The sequence below is a fragment of the Pseudoalteromonas sp. B131b genome (genome assembly GCF_037162545.1).
Classification (GTDB): domain Bacteria; phylum Pseudomonadota; class Gammaproteobacteria; order Enterobacterales; family Alteromonadaceae; genus Pseudoalteromonas; species Pseudoalteromonas fuliginea.
Genome location: NZ_JARLUZ010000002.1, coordinates 811,987 through 826,860 on the forward strand (window position 1 = coordinate 811,987; position 14,874 = coordinate 826,860).

Consider the following 14,874-nt stretch of genomic DNA (forward strand, 5'->3'; position numbering starts at 1 on the left):
TAAGGTTGTTTCTTTAGTTTTAGGGCATTATAATTTTGGTGTCTTAGGTAACTACATGGAATTTTTGAGACATTGTCTTCATCTAGGGAAAGGAATTCTGAAGACCTTTTCATTGCTGTTATAAAGATAATGATTTCAAAGGAATTTTGGGAAACCAAAGTAAATAATCCAGTATTAATGGATAACATTGTTTAATTAAAAGGAGCATTATCAAATGCAAGCAAATACATATTTAAAATACGGTTCAATCAAAGGCGAAACTACTGCTGAGTCTTTCAAAGATTTAATTACAGTTTTATCACTTGATTGGAACGTAAGCCGTGAAATTAGCTCAGCCACTGGTACAGCGATGGATCGTGAATCTAGCTCTACTCGTTTAGGCGATGTAACAATTACTAAACTTCAAGATAAAGCGTCTCCTGACCTTTTCAAAGAAGCAACTATTGGTAAAGGTTTACCAGCTATTTTCCATATCACTAAACAAGGTGATAAAGTTGAAGAAATCATGAAAATCGAACTAACAGATGCAATGATTTCTAGCTATTCAGTATCAGTACAGAACGATCGTCCAATTGAAACAATCACTATCAGCTACACTGAAATGATGATGACTGTTACACCTACAGACGACAAAAATAACATTACTGCGCCACTTGTATATGGTTACAGCGGTGTTAAAGGTCAACAAATGTAATATTTGTTGTCTAATAATGGCTCTGGGCTTTGCTCAGAGCTTTTTTTGATCTCTAGGATGGGAAAAGCAAGGAATGCAAAAAGCAACACAAGATAAAAACGTAATTCAAATTAGCACCCCTGCTGGTAAAGACGCCCTCTATTTAACTCGTTTTGTCGCCCAAGAGGCAATGTCTGACTTATTTGTTATGTCAGCTAATATGTATACGATTGGCAAGCAAATAGCACATGAAGACTTAGTTGGTAAGCCTGTTTCTATAAAAGTAAAAAATGCTGAGGGTGGCGGCGAACGTTATTACCATGGCATAGTCAGTCATCTTGTTTCAAATGGCAGTCGTACAGCGGATGTCGATGAACAAAAAAATTATATTGACTATCAAGCGACAATAGTTCCTTTTGCGGCGTCAATGCGCAACCGTAAAAATAGTCGTATTTTTCAAAAGAAAACAATTAAAGATATTTTTGCAGATTTGTTTGGCCAACACGGTGTTGCCTTTTCAGACAAAACAAGCAAAACCTACCCTAAATACGAATATTGTGTTCAATATCAAGAATCAGATTTTGATTTTATACAACGCTTACTTCAACACGAGGGCATTTTTTACTTCTTTGAACACTCTAACAGCAATCATACACTTGTATTAGCTGACGATGTTACAGCCTACGAAGTGTGTGGAGAGGCAAAGGTAGTTTATTCAACCGGACACCTTAGCGAGTCGCATGTATCACGCTGGCAAGGTGGTTTAAGCATTGCCCCTGGTAGCTTTAAACGTGTTGGGTACGATTTTAAGCAACCCTCAAGATACCCTGATGGAGAGCAAGCAAATCCTGAGTTGCCAACACAGTCGGTATCAGAAATATTCGAATATACAGGTGAGTCTGAATGTCACCCTCGTGCAGCAAGTATGGCATCGGTACAGTTAGAGTCATTGCAAAGAGACATGAAATTATCAAGCGGTAAAAGTGATTGTCGTTCTTTTACCGTGGGTAAATTATTTGGTTTTAAAAAACATGAAGATCCTAGATTAGAAGGTAAAACCTTTGTTATAACGTCAATGATGACGTCAATAACGGTGCCTAATCAATCAGGTGGTCAGCAAAGCGCGGCAGACGAGGTTTACTCAAATCACTTTGAATGTGTACCAAAAGAAATACCATACAGAGCACAAATTAATAAAAAGAAGCCTGTAATCAATGGTGTGCAAACGGCAATAGTGACTGGCGACAGTGCTGACGAAATAATGATTGATCAATTTGGTCGCGTTAAAGTGCAGTTTGACTGGGACCGAGAAGGCAAAAAAGATTCGAAAAGTTCATGTTGGATACGTGTTGCTCAAAATTGGGCTGGTAAAAAGTGGGGCGCCTTTTTCTTTCCTCGTGTAGGGCAAGAAGTACTTGTTGATTTTATAAATGGTGACCCAGATCAACCTATTATTAGCGGCGCAATTTATAACGCTGATTTAATGCCTCCGTATGCATTACCCGCTGAAAAAACACAAAGTGGGATTAAAACACGATCAACAAAAGAAGGTGGCGCTGATAACTTCAATGAGCTGCGTTTTGAAGATAAAAAAGGCAGTGAGCTTTTATACATACAAGCTGAAAAAGATAAACAACTATATGTTAAAAACGATCAAAATGATAAAACCGATAACGACCATAATGTTGAAATTGGTAACGATCGAAAAGTAGATATAGCTAACAATGACAGCTTAAAAGTAGCTAAAAACCATATTGCTGATATAGGTGAGAATGATACTTTAAAAGTAGGAAAAAAATTAAATATCGAAGCCGGTGATGAAATTATTATTAAAACAGGATCTGCTCAGATTAAAATGAGTAGCAGTGGTAATATAACTATTGAAGGCACTAATATAAATATTAAAGGTAGTAATATAAAAGTGGATGGCAGTGCCATTACTTTATCTGCCGGTTTAATTAAATTAAATTAATGCAATTATGGAAATAATAAATAGTTTTCAAACAGGTTTGAGAAATGGCATTAATAACAATGGGCATGTTGTATATTGTCGTTATGGGTTGCCTCATTTGATTTGTTTACCAGTTAATAGGCCTGATGATCCATTGCTAAATCCTGCATTAAGTCATTTAAAGGCAATGGATGGCTACTATGCACAACAGTTTTTTGTATACTTACATACCTCGTTAAATAGTGAGGATGTTGTATCAGGGTTATATCAGTATGTAATGCAAAGCCCTGTGGCGCTTTCGGATTATACTAAAAGTGAACTAATTGATGAATTATCTCGCTTAGTTGCACATAATAAATTATTAATTATTCCTTTATACGAATAATAGAATTACTTAAAAATCAGTAATAAGACAAGGAGTCTAAATGGGTAAGCCAGCAGCTACAATTGGTCATATGCATGTGTGTCCTAAAACTACCGGCACAGTTCCGCATGTTGGTGGTCCTGTTGTTCTAGGCTCTAGCAATGTATTAATTGGAAGTATGCCCGCAGCTCGCAAAGGCGACATGATGGTATGTATTGGTCCACCCGATAGCATTAAGTCAGGATCTGGCTCAGTTAAAATTAATGGAAAACCAGCCGCAAGAATGGGTGATGATAGCTCCCATGGTGGAAAAATTGTTGTTGGTAATCCGACTGTATTAATAGGTGGCTAACGTTGCTATCTAATTACTTAAGTAACTATGAAGCTCAATTGCTGGTAATTAGTAATGCGCAGCTTTGCCCGTTTACTTCTGTAGGGCATGTTAAAACACTCAAAAAAAGGCTACTAGAGTTATGTTGGTTAAATGCTAAACGTAATAACTTAAGCCAAGTATTTGTTAAGCCAAATTTAGAGCAGCTAATTGCATTTCAGGAAAGTGGACAGACCCATAATTCTATTTCTCAAGCTTGTATAGAAATAATGGCAAACCTTCCTCAAACCGTAAATATTAAGTTTATCAACTGTGTGCTTAACGAGCCTGAGTTACACGCGGTTGCAAAGTTAATTATACGTAAAGTTTTATTACAGCAACACAGCCTCAACCTTGTGCCTTTAATTGATATAAGCACTTTGTTTTTAGCTTATAGCACTGAGGATAAAATTTCAGACCAAGCTTTGAGCGCAATTGAAGAGATTTTATTCGTCACAAGTAAATCGAATACCAAAGAACTAATAAATATTTTTGATAATTTAACCAAAAATGGACTTGTTAACTCACCGTTAATGTCTCTTTTTTACTATCGCTAAGTCTTGAACAAGTTAATACTGTTAGTAACTATGCAAGCAACATTGTATCTGTTGATCATACTTTGCAAGTATTACTACAAAGTGGGTTTGTAAAGCTTATCCCGCTTGCTAATACGGTACTGCATCAAGTAAAAAAGCCAGAGCAAATAGTTGCCTTGATTAAACGTATCCTTGGTGAAAAATTAGATGTACTCGTAAACTTTGAAACACAAATGCAAGCGAGAAATGGTAATGAACAAGCCTGTTTAGATTTTCAGCGGCAGTTACAGGCTAACTGGCCAAGCTATGAAAGCCAGATGTCTTCGCTGAGGTTACTTGCAGGCAGAACATTAAATGAGCCATTAAATGCGATAGAGATGTCAGCAATGGATTGTCAAAGCCAAGCGGTATTTAATCTATATACTTATTATCAGTCTGTTGCCGCTAGAAAAGAAAACTCAGGAACATTGTTATGAGTGCTTTTAGTATATCAATAGATTATTTATCAATGCCTGCGACGACAAGTGTAGATGAATTACTATATGGTGATGTGACTGCCGCCCTAGAAGGGAAAAAATGGCAGTCGTGGGATGTATGTATTTACGATTGCATCGTAAAATCGAAAGAGCTAATTAATAAAGTAGAAGACTTTAATACGCCGCTTGTTTGGCTTTTGCCTGCATTATCTTATCAAAGTGAGCTTAAGCAATTACTTGAAAGCAGTTTAAAGCAGTTATACCCAGATCATGTTGAACACTTATTATTTTATGGTGTAACGAGTGCACATGTCGCAGTTGCTTTAACTAAAAAAATCATTGGAAAAAAGTAAATATAATTGCGCTTGATGCAACTTTTAAAGCTGATGCATCAGGGCAATACAGCTACCAAGGTGTTGGCGGAGTATTTGCAACACTTGAGGCAAAAAAACTGGGTGGTCGCAAGTAAACTACGAAATAACACCCTCAATTGATTTTGTTAAACATAATCAATTAAACGGTATGTTTACTCGAGTGGCTGAGCAAGCTCAGCAGTCTATTGATATTATTTTTGCGCCAGGAAATGGCATTAACCACGACAGTGAAGTGTGGTTAAACGATTTACAGCTGCTCAGTGCGTTAATTAATGAGCAGACACATTATGAGCTGCCTAATTATAAGTTAGGCCAAATTGGTGCGCTGGAAGGCGTTGTTAATTTATATCAATTAGCAACGAGTCCCGTTATTGAAAATCATTGCAAACACGCTCTTATGATTTCGCAAGAACAAGCAAAGCACCAAGCAGTAGCATCATACTTATGGATAAGTGAGGAAGCACACAACTAATGCAAAGTAATACAGTTGTTTTACAAGGAAAAAGTTACCCTATTTGCCTCGTTGCTGGTAAAGGTCAAACGCCATCTGGTTATGCTCCTGTAGTAGCTAACACGCCTGAAAGTGCTAAAAAGCAAATTGCTCAAGTTGGCAGTACATTAACAAGCGATGCAACTAAACGTCTCGACGTAATTAACTTGCTCAACACTGCCGGTGTGAAATGTCCTCGTAGTGCCACAGCACGTGAAACTGCCAGTGTACTTTCGCAAGCGTTAGTTGCAGGTACTGTGAGTTGCTATCACCAAAAAGCAAAGTCGGCTATTCAAGTCAGCGATAATACAAATGCTGGCTCAGCAGGTAAAAAATCAGCTAAAAAGGGCGAGTCACCCGCGTCAGGAAAAAGTGCCGCGCAAGCACCGGTAACAAATACGGGGGGCAAGCGATTCGACGCCAAGTGAAACACCCATTACTGAGCAAGAATGCCGTTCAGATCCGGTTTCAATGTTATCGGGTGAAGAAATACTGCCGCTAATTGATTTTACTTTAGCAGGCAGTCGCCAATTAATATGGCGACGTTTGTACCGCTCATCCCATGCCGATGTGTGCAGTGTTATGGGAAATGGTTGGCGCCACGATTTTATGGCAAGCCTTACTGAGCATTACCTGCCGCCACCAAAAGTAGGCCCTAAGCAAAAAGGGACTTACTGGTTAGAGTACCAAGATGAGCACGGCGCTAAACACCGCTTTGAAAAAGTAAAGCCTGGGCAATCGAGCTATCAGTTAAGCAGTAACCTTGCACTGCATTATCAAACTAATGGTAAGCAAGTCCTCGTTACGCCAGACGATCAACACTTGACCTTTAAAGCCGGTGAAAATTCATGGCTGCTTGAAAAAATAATCAATGAAAAAGGTCAAAGTATTGGTTTTTATTACGATGCTAAAGAGCGCATAAATCGTATAGAAGTAAATAAAGCACGTGGCTGTATTATTAGTTACAACCAACAGGGTTTACTAAGTAAAATTGCGGCTTACCACACAGATAAAAATAATAAACAGCAGCTTATATACCCTGTACTTGCAAGCTATGAATATGACGAAAACAACAACCTTATTCAAGCAACTAATCAGCAAAACGAAACTGAGCGCTACGCCTACAACGCCGCTAATTTATTAACAAAGCGCACCCGAGCCAGTGGCTTTAGCCACCATTTTGAGTGGGATAGCTACTCACCCAGCGCTAAATGTATAAAACAGTGGGGCGATAATAATACCTATACTTACCAGTTTGAATATAACTTAGAGGCTGGTGAAACAACCTGTATAGATTCTCGCGGCCACAAAGAGTACTTTGTACATAACGCACAAGGTAAACTGGTAAAACACACCGATCCTAACGGCAATGTTTGGCAATATACATACAATGCACAAGGCCAAAAGCTCAGTGAAATAAAGCCCGATAGCAGCACAACGCGCTATAGCTACACACCTTTCGGCCAATTAGAAACACTAACGCAGCCAGATGGTAGCCAAACGCACTTTGCCTACAACCAACTTGGGCAACGTGTATTAACTACCCTACCTGATGGGCAAACCATTACGCGTAAATACAGTGTGGCAGGCTTATTACAAAGCGAAACCTTTGGCGATGGCCGCACCACGTTATACAGCTACGATAAGCTCGGCCAGTTAACCCAGCATATAAATAAAAATGGCCAAATCACCAAGTTTATTTGGAACGAACAAGGCGAGCTATTAGCAAAACACCTTAACGATGAGCTAATACGTTACAGTTACGACAATTTAGGTCGCGTAAATGCCACACTTAATAACGCAGGTTTACTCACTCAATATAAGTACAATGAGCACGGCCAGCTTACACAAACCATTGCCTTTGATGAAAAAGAGCCTGAAAATAAACAGCATCAATATTTTAGTTACGACGAAGCAGGGCGGTTAATTAGCTCGCAAAACAGCAAAGGCGACACCACAGAGCAACACTTTGAAGGGCTAAGCCAACCGCATTGTGTTATTCAGCCCGATGGCAGCGCACTGCATTTAACGTACGACAAAGAGCGAAACTTAACAGCCATCGAGCGAAGCGACGGCCACGTATACCGCATAAGTTACGACGCGAACGAAAACCCAACACAAATAACCGGGTTTGATGGCACGCTACAGCAATATAAATACGATGCCTGTAACCGCTTAACCTCAGTAACGCAAAGCAACAAACGCCACGTAAAAATAGATCGCGATAAATTAGGCCGCGTGAGTGCGCAGCATGCAAGTTTGGCAACCGATACTCACATCGTTAATAACGCCAATTACTACAGCTATAACCTGCAAGGTAAAATTACCCGTGCGCATAATGCGCAATCAACACTTAAGCAACGCTTTGATAGAGGCGGGCGATTACTGCGCGCTGAGCAAGTTAATAACCAGCAACAAGCACATACCCTAAAGTACAGCTACGACGAATACGGCAGAAGGCAAACCCTGACACTGCCAGATTCAACCACGCTTAAATACAGCTACAACCAGTTTGGCCAGCTAAGTGGTATTAACTTACTGCAAACCAATAGCAAAGAGGTTGAGCTCGCACAGCCGCTTGTAACCTTAAGTTACGACAGCCAAGGTAATATTAAAACCCAGCAGTTTGGTAACAGCATAACCCTTACTCAACAGTTTGATGTATTTAACCGCTTAAAGCAGCAACAGCTTACACACCCAGCGCAAGCATTATTTGATACCTGTACGTACAATTACGACAGCGTAAACCAGCTGATTGCCCGTAAAAATGAAGGTGTAAGCAACCAAAACATTAATTTTGAATACAACAGCTTGGGGCAGTTAATACAACAAACACTGGCAAGCTCACGTGCTGATACAACCACACACTACCAGTGGGATAGCTTTGGTAACCCGCAAAGCCAAACTGTTCAATCAAACACAAACGATGCAGACACTAGCGGTACAGAAGCTAGTGATACAGCTAACGGCGAGCAAAGTACAAAACTTGATGCAGCCAGTAATGAGCATACAGCCAGCTCTTCTATTGATTTAACGCGCTCCACCCATAACGAATACAGCGATTTAGCGCCAAATAGTAATGAAAATAGTAGTAATGCTGACTCTGTAGTAAACAATGAAAGCACTAACAACACGATAATAAACAGTGCTACCGACGCCGACCGCCTAACACACTTTGGCGACAGCGACTTTTACTACGACGAATTTGGTAACCAAATACGCGAAACCGGCAAAGGCATAAAAACCCGCCGCGAATACAACGCGTTTAACCAGTTAAGCTGTTTTAACAACAACGGCACGCTTACGCAATACGACTACGACCCTCTCGGGCGCCGTATCGCCAAGCACACCGAACACGGTAAAATTGACTACATTTGGGATAACGATCAGTTAATCGGCGAATGCCAAAATGGTGAATATACCTGGTATATCAACCTGCCAAATCAATTTCACCCAGTAGCACTGATTAAAAAAGGCGAGGTTTACTATTACCACCTAGACCAACTGAATACCCCGCGTTTTGTAACAAACAACAAAACAGAAGTCGTGTGGGAAAACCAAGCCGATGTGTATGGTTATGAGGAGCCAGAAGCCGAGCCTGACTTTAATAAAGAAAGCAGCTTCACTCAGCCAATCCGTTTTCAGGGGCAGTATTTAGACGAGGAAAGTGGCCTACACTATAACCGCTACCGCTATTATAGTCCTAAACAGCAACGTTTTATAAACCAAGACCCGATAGGGTTGGTGGGTGGCATAAACCACTATCAATATGCGCCGAACCCGGTTAATTGGGTGGATCCGTTTGGGTTGTTGTGTAAAGAAGGGCAAGCAAAAGTAAAAGCAGCCCTTGATGCTAATTCAGCTATTCCATTAGAATTAAAAGAAAAAATAATAGCACTTACTAAATTAAAAAATTCAGGTTATACCGCAGATGAAATGATTGGACATATTAATAACAATACTGTTGATGAAATGCTTAAATCGGTCGTGATATCACCTTCAGTGCTAAATAAGGAGAATTTATTAGGTAAAGGAGCATTTAAAGAAGCTTATATTATTGATAATGATACCGTCTTCTTAACACCAATAAAACAAGTTCATCATAATAAACCTCACTCAATGGATGATTTAAGGCAGGAAGCTTTTTTATTAGATTATCTTGAGAAACAGCATAATATACCGGTGTTAAAAATATATGGTGAGAAATCCCTAAAGCATGCCGATGGAAGTGATGTAAAGGGGTTGGTTGCAGAAAGAAAACTATTTAATGGTAAAGATGTTCAAAGTATTAGGAAAGGGAATAACCCTCAAGGTTTAACAATGGATGATGTCAGAAATTCAATTACACCTGATACTTTAAAAGAATTAGAAAGGATTCAGGATATTATTAATAAAGATGATCTCGTGATTCAAGATTTACAAATAATGTATGGTCGAGATGGTCGACCAGTTATTGCGGATCCATTGGATGCCTATGCTGGTAAATATGCAACAGAGAAAGGACTTAAAAGTACAAAAACAGCTATCAGACAAAATATAGATATGGTTAAAAACCTACTAGGTAAAAGTTAAGGATTATACCGATGAGAGATGAAGAATATCGTGATGGACTTACAGAAAATAAAAGAGTGGTTGATGCTTTAAAAAAACATAATATAGTAAAAATCGTTCAAGCGTATAGTCCAGGGGTTCTAGATCTATGGTTGGAAGAACATAAGGTTCCAGTAGATGAGATATTTAATTACTTATCTGGAGCTTTACTATTCCATTTAGATAATGGTGATGTTGTTGGTTTTGCTGGTGATACACTCAAGTGCTCAGTTGTCTCTTGGTTTGATACTTATAATGGTCAAGAGGATGATACTAACTATTATGATAGGGATTGGTATTCTTATATGGATAGTGCTGATTCTGAGTATTCTTCTATCAATAATTGGTCTCATATGATAAATGAGAAAATTATTTCGGTAACAGTATTAGTTATCGACCAAGGTGAAAAGAAATACTTTAATGACTCACTACAAAGGCTTGTTATTTTAGAGACTAAAAAAGGAGATATGGTTTTATCCTATATGCTCTTTGATCTGTTAGGAGGGCCTTCATTCCCTTTCACTAGAAAAGCTGATATACCATGTGATATTTGGAATAAGGCTAAAATTGTACAACTATAAAATAACATAGGCACTCATTGTAAATCTATATTACATAAATAAACTAGACAGCCACTCTATTTTTTTTCAGTTTGGCGAACTAAGTACTAAGCTTTTATTAGTATAAAAAGTGAGCAGGTGCCTTATGGCAATCGCAAGAAAGCGTCAAGTAAGTTTGGTTGATACAAAGTACTACCACTGTATTTCACGCTGTGTACGCCGTGAGAAGTAAATAGGGTCAAAAGTAAATAGGGTCAAATCTTGACTTCATACATTTACTTTCATTATGTTGAATTTAGAAAAACAAAGAAAATAACAAATACACCCACTTTATATAGTGGGTGTTAATTTACTACTAACACGTTGTACTTAAAAAACATAACACAAAAGAAAAGGACACTTCGATGCCAGCAATGAAATTAATCCAATCTGTAGGGATGGGCGGCGCAAATAAGCCAGACGATATCAAGGCAGTGCAAAACGCTTTAAATTCACTTCTTTCCCTCATAGCGCCTACTAGAAAACTTACTGTAGACGGTCGTTTAGGCTCACGCCCTGAAAACTCTAAAACAGTAGCGGCTATAAAGCTCTTTCAAAGTAAAGTGGTAAATATGGTACGCCCTGATGGAAAAATAGATCCAAATGGCCGCACCCATAGAAAAATCAATGAAAAGCTGGCGAGTGCTGTAACAGCTGCGATTGTTCCAATATCTGGCAATTTAAAAGTAACATTAAAACAAAATATGAAGAAATATGAAGGTAATATTCCTCATATGTATTTAGACACAAAGGGCAAAGTAACAGTTGGCGTTGGTCATTTATTAAAAGATGTTGAAGCGGCAAAAAAAGTACCTTTTACCTTTCGTGATACGGGTGCCATTGCCTCGGTAAAACAAATTGAAGATGAATTTAAACTAATTAAATCAAAGCCTTTTGGGAGTCAAGCGGCTCCTTTTTATAAGCCTTTCACTAAATTGGTCATTACAGAGGCCGTAAGGGAAGCTCAAGTTGAACAGCATATAAAAACATTTGAAAGTGAGCTTAAAATTATTTACGGTGCGTCAGAATTTTCAAGTTACCCTAACGATGTAAAATTAGCGCTATTTGATATGATTTTTAATTTAGGTATGCCTGAGCTTAAAGACGAGTTTCCAAATTTTAATAAACATATGAAAGTATGTGATTTCAAACAAGCAGCCATTGAATCAAATAGAAAAGATGTATCAGCTGAGCGTAATACTTATGTCCGCAACCTATTCAAGAGTGCCAAATGATAAAAAAACGACTTTACTTATATGTATTAGTATCTCTAGTACAGCATGTGCAAATATAAAAGAAAATAAAATAGCTCCAACATATAGTTTAGAGAATAAAACTAATGGGTATTTTATGGAACCGGAAGTGTTGGAAACGCCGGAGCAGGTTAATGCTTTATTTAGTAAAAACTGGTTTTATTCCTATGAGGTTGTTTTAGGTAGTAAGCCAGCTATTAAAGTTGATAGTTGCAAAGTTTTATCTAAAGCATTGCAAGAGGGCTATAAATCAGCAGATTATAAAGAGCATGTCGCGTTAATTGCTACTAATAAAATTTGTTCCACATGGGTTGATATGGGGAAATTGAAGCCTTCAAAAGAAAGCTTTTTAAGTTCATTTAAGCACAGTTTAGCATTGCCTAAACAGATGCCGCCTGAGTTGTCTTTAATTATCTCGAACGATGACGAGCGCCGTTTAGCAAAAGCGAGTAGCTGGGACGAAATGAGCCACATTAAAAAAGTGGAACCTGTAAATGATGACCAAGCTATTTATTACGACAACAGTGGTGGTATTCAAAGGTTAACGATAATGGCCAAGGGTGACTATAACCATGATGGTATTGAGGACATAGTTCTGCATATGGCAAATGCAGTCGAACGTGGTAGTTATTCTTCTTCTTATAGTTATATTGTGACACGACTAGCCGCCGATGCACCATATACGTTAATCAAGCAGTTTTAATCACTTAAAAATATAACAATGACATATATGGACGCTCCCTTGAAGTCAAGACGAGCCGATGTATAAACATCTAAGTTGGTGCTTTTATTCATTATCATGTATTCCATTTCGCAGTAATGATGCGTCACAAGCTTGCTAAAAAGCAAAGGTACTGACATATATTCGAGCTATGGTGTCATGATTATCATGCGCCATGCTCCTAATGAGCTTCGTACCAAGGGACCTAAAAAATATTCACCCAAACGAGATTGAATCTCGTGTCTTTATCTGGTTAACCTTGGTTAGCGTGCGCTTTTTATTTCATTATAAGTGAAGTACATACAGGATAAGCGTATGTTACGACTTAAGTGCCCAAACACCCACTCAGGTTTTAAAACCTATGTCATAATCAGGCTGTCTTAAGTCGTAAACTCGGGTGTGATTGGCGTGTAAAATACGCATAATTAAGCATCCTTGCGTGTATTTTGCACATACTGAGGTGAATAGAGGGTTTGCTTGGTCAGCAATACCCACATCAGTCGCGCCAATCTGTGCGCGGTGGCAACCACCACACAATTAAAGTGTTTTTTCTCGCGTAATTGATTTACCCATTGGCTTAGCGCATCTGTCTTATGGTGACTTCTGGCGATAATGGCGCGAGCACCGTGAATAAGTTGTTTTCGTAAGTAACTGTTACCGCGCTTAGTAATGCCTGACATTTTACTTTTATCGCCTGACGCGTATTGTTTAGGTGTTAATCCTAGCCACACCCCGAGTTCTTTTGCATTCTTAAATGCCTGACCGTTCCCGATTGATGCCGCATAGGCTGAGGCATTGAGTACACCCACGCCAGGAATGGAGTGAAGTATTTTAGCGTTTGTATCCCGTTCAACGTGTGCAGTAAGCATCGCTTCAATGGCTTTAATGCGTTTAACAAGGGTTTTGTACTCAGTGTAAATATCACTCACCATTGTGCGCAGTATTGGGCGAAGCTCAGAATCACTTTCTAACGCAATGAGGCCTTGCTCAAATACCTTCATACCGACAGGAAATACATACCCAAAATCGACCAATAAACCGCGTAACTGGTTGGTTGCAGCAATCCTGTTTTGCAGAAGTAGCTCACGTATCTTATGGAACATGAGTATTTCTTGCTGAGCTTCGGTTTTAATAGGAACGAATTTAATATGAGGGCGTAAGCTTGCTTCATAGATAGCAAATGCATCGTTACTGTCGTTTTTATTACCGCGAACAAAGGGGGTAACGTGTTGTGCAGGAATAAGGTCAACGGTATGACCGTAAGACGTAAATACTCTCCCCAATAGTGGGAAGAATAGCAGGCTTCCATCACTACGCGGCACGGAGGGGTATTCGCCATGAAGGCGTTGAGTTTAGCTCTGTTTAAACGTTTATTGCATTCTCTTTTATGGTTAGAATTGAAGCCAGCGACTTGGAATACATTTTTTGCCAAATCAATTGATAATGTGCTAATTTTCATGACGGACGTTCCCTTTTAACTGAGTGAGTTCAATTACCAGTTTGGCGCATTGACGCCGTTTTGGGGAGCGTCCATCTCATCACCCATCTTAATTTTTGTTTGGTTAAGTTGGGTATGTGGTTTAGTTTTTACAAGGTATGTTACTTTATAAAGCGGTTATTGAGTTGACCTAAAAGAGATATACTACTTAATGTAATGCTTATTTCTAAGTACAAAATGACGAAGAAATTAATTTTACTTGCATGTATTAAAAATAAAATAATAAAGACATCCACCTTAAATGATGGGTGTTCACTTATCGCTGACAAATTGCATCTAAAAGAGATAACGTTAAAAAATGGACTTTTTGATGTCAACAATAAGAATAGTACAACCGGTTAGGTTGGACGGCTTTAATAGTTTAACTGATGTAGAAGCGGTACAAACCGTGCTAAATAAATCACTAAGGCTTACCTCGCTTACACAAGCTTTAATTTGTGTTTTATTACTTGCGATAAGTCATACCGCTTTAGTGTCAGAATGCTTTAATATAAAAGTAACTAAGCCTATAAAAATTGATGACAAAACAGGGCTATTGCAGTCATTGAAGTTTGAGCAAGTTAAATTACTCCACAAAGATAAGTCAGGTATTTGCTTGCCTACAAGGGATACCTACATTTTGTCTTTTAGTGAAGGGATCCCTTTTATTGCCACTCGATTAAAAGGTCACACGCCAGAAATAACATTGCTCGAAAAAGGCGAAAATTATTATGCATTAATAAAGTATTATGCAGGTAATAACTTGCAAGTATTAAAAGGATTTCAGCTTATTGACTCAGAGCTATACGCACTCCCTAATTTTACTTTAAGTAGTAATGTAAGCAATATTAGTATTGATGAAGGGGTTATTAGCGTAAAGAATACTAAGCTAGTTGAAGAGCACTCCATTGATTCAGTTACACTTTACAACTTTGATTTATCAGGTGTATCAGTTAAGCATTAAGTAATGTATTTACTAAATAACTAGAATATTGAACTA

The 14,874-nt window shown here is 38.5% G+C and carries 12 protein-coding genes and 3 pseudogenes; 14 read left to right on the forward strand and 1 reads right to left on the reverse strand.

The genetic code is table 11. The features are described from left to right. The first annotated feature begins 214 nt into the window (after positions 1–214). The 13 genes and pseudogenes from P4S65_RS21530 to P4S65_RS21590 all read left to right on the forward strand — a co-directional run bounded on the left by P4S65_RS21530 (position 215) and on the right by P4S65_RS21590 (position 12,379). On the forward strand, positions 215–694 hold the full coding sequence (locus P4S65_RS21530) for an Hcp family type VI secretion system effector (protein WP_007377086.1): 480 nt from the start codon (positions 215–217) through the stop codon (positions 692–694). 73 nt (positions 695–767) lie between these two features. Further along, entirely contained in the window at positions 768–2,645 is a 1,878-nt protein-coding gene (locus P4S65_RS21535) for a type VI secretion system Vgr family protein (RefSeq protein ID WP_096794296.1), read from the forward strand. A gap of 7 nt (positions 2,646–2,652) precedes the next feature. Continuing rightward, positions 2,653–3,009, forward strand: a complete 357-nt coding sequence (locus tag P4S65_RS21540) for a hypothetical protein (RefSeq protein ID WP_007377084.1) — start codon at positions 2,653–2,655, stop codon at positions 3,007–3,009. 40 nt (positions 3,010–3,049) lie between these two features. Then, positions 3,050–3,340, forward strand: coding sequence for a PAAR domain-containing protein (locus tag P4S65_RS21545; protein WP_007377083.1), 291 nt, complete (start codon positions 3,050–3,052; stop codon positions 3,338–3,340). Positions 3,341–3,342: 2 nt separating this feature from the next. Beyond that, entirely contained in the window at positions 3,343–3,915 is a 573-nt protein-coding gene (locus P4S65_RS21550) for a hypothetical protein (protein WP_337121162.1), read from the forward strand. Between the two features lie 62 nt (positions 3,916–3,977). After that, complete coding sequence (locus tag P4S65_RS21555) at positions 3,978–4,370, forward strand: hypothetical protein (RefSeq protein ID WP_337121163.1); 393 nt, start codon at positions 3,978–3,980, stop codon at positions 4,368–4,370. Beyond that, positions 4,367–4,723 (forward strand): hypothetical protein, encoded by a 357-nt coding sequence (locus tag P4S65_RS21560; protein WP_337121164.1) that lies wholly within the window; start codon positions 4,367–4,369, stop codon positions 4,721–4,723. Before P4S65_RS21555 ends, P4S65_RS21560 begins: the two co-directional genes overlap by 4 nt. Positions 4,724–4,904: 181 nt before the next feature. Beyond that, positions 4,905–5,216 (forward strand): hypothetical protein, encoded by a 312-nt coding sequence (locus P4S65_RS21565; protein ID WP_337121165.1) that lies wholly within the window; start codon positions 4,905–4,907, stop codon positions 5,214–5,216. Beyond that, positions 5,216–9,806: pseudogene (locus P4S65_RS21575) on the forward strand (RHS repeat-associated core domain-containing protein). The gene P4S65_RS21565 and the pseudogene P4S65_RS21575 overlap by 1 nt, the downstream one beginning before the upstream one ends. An 11-nt stretch (positions 9,807–9,817) precedes the next feature. Continuing rightward, positions 9,818–10,405: a hypothetical protein gene (locus P4S65_RS21580; RefSeq protein WP_008137743.1), complete on the forward strand. Its 588-nt coding sequence runs from the start codon at positions 9,818–9,820 to the stop codon at positions 10,403–10,405. A 124-nt stretch (positions 10,406–10,529) separates the two neighbouring features. Beyond that, a pseudogene (locus tag P4S65_RS21995) lies at positions 10,530–10,607 on the forward strand (Mobile element protein); the annotation flags it as partial. A 181-nt stretch (positions 10,608–10,788) separates the two neighbouring features. Beyond that, positions 10,789–11,658, forward strand: coding sequence for a hypothetical protein (locus P4S65_RS21585; protein ID WP_008137741.1), 870 nt, complete (start codon positions 10,789–10,791; stop codon positions 11,656–11,658). Further along, positions 11,627–12,379: a hypothetical protein gene (locus tag P4S65_RS21590; protein WP_337121168.1), complete on the forward strand. Its 753-nt coding sequence runs from the start codon at positions 11,627–11,629 to the stop codon at positions 12,377–12,379. Before P4S65_RS21585 ends, P4S65_RS21590 begins: the two co-directional genes overlap by 32 nt. Positions 12,380–12,822: 443 nt before the next feature. Here P4S65_RS21590 and P4S65_RS21595 read toward each other — a convergent pair. Continuing rightward, positions 12,823–13,856: pseudogene (locus tag P4S65_RS21595) on the reverse strand (IS110 family transposase). A gap of 349 nt (positions 13,857–14,205) precedes the next feature. Between P4S65_RS21595 and P4S65_RS21600 the strand changes: the two are divergent. Then, positions 14,206–14,838: a hypothetical protein gene (locus P4S65_RS21600; RefSeq protein ID WP_337121169.1), complete on the forward strand. Its 633-nt coding sequence runs from the start codon at positions 14,206–14,208 to the stop codon at positions 14,836–14,838. Positions 14,839–14,874: the final 36 nt, after the last annotated feature.